We start from the raw sequence: 707 nt of genomic DNA, 5'->3' as shown, positions 1-707 counted from the left end.
TTCGGTTTCATCAAAATCCATTTGCATTTTATTGCTAGTTCATTTGCAAAATAATTCAAGCAGAGCCGAATCTGTTTTCAAGTCCTAACAGGTAGTTATCGAGGTACACTAATTGCAGGACTGTCTCCTTGAGAATCTTCTTGAGCGCTCGTTCTTTGCTTTAAAGCGATTGCTTTTAGAGCCCTTTCTTTAAGAGAAATAGATCGGCTGTCGTTAAGCGTTTTATCAGCCTTATCAAGGCTGTCATCTAATAAAGTATTGACGGCTTTTACTTTTAAAACGCTTTTGTCGATGTCCATTTCCAATTCTTGACATTTTTTTACTTGTCGCTTTGTTTGTGTGGATTCCTCTTCAGTTAACAATTTTGTGGTAATTGTATCGCTCTTAACCGATGTAACCTCAGATACAATACTAACAATCGATTCGGAAATGAAATCCATCGCCGCTTTCTTCTCTGTGATAATTGCAGAAAGCGAGTCTATCTCCTGACTGAGTTTCTCACCGGCATCATTCAATTTACCCGTCGTTGCCAACATCTTCTCTTGCTGTTCCTGAAGTTGTTTGACCATCCCTTCAAGACGCGTGACCTGGCTATGCAACTTACCTGCTTCAATGCCTAATTGCGCAATCGTTGTCGATAAACTGGCTGTCTGCTCTTCCAGGGCTGTAAACGCGTCATTAAGCTTACGCTCCATCTCATTAAACGC

At 40.7% G+C, this 707-nt stretch carries 1 protein-coding gene; it reads right to left on the bottom strand.

Annotated features, from left to right (window positions below; translation table 11 throughout):
* Window positions 1–95 precede the first annotated feature (95 nt).
* Window positions 96–707: hypothetical protein (locus Lfee_RS16375; RefSeq protein WP_162262699.1), on the bottom strand; the 612-nt coding region annotated here is incomplete at its 5' end.

The organism is Legionella feeleii, from assembly GCF_001467625.1.
In the GTDB taxonomy this organism is placed as follows: domain Bacteria; phylum Pseudomonadota; class Gammaproteobacteria; order Legionellales; family Legionellaceae; genus Tatlockia; species Tatlockia feeleii.
This window is presented reverse-complemented; position numbering and strand designations above follow the sequence as displayed.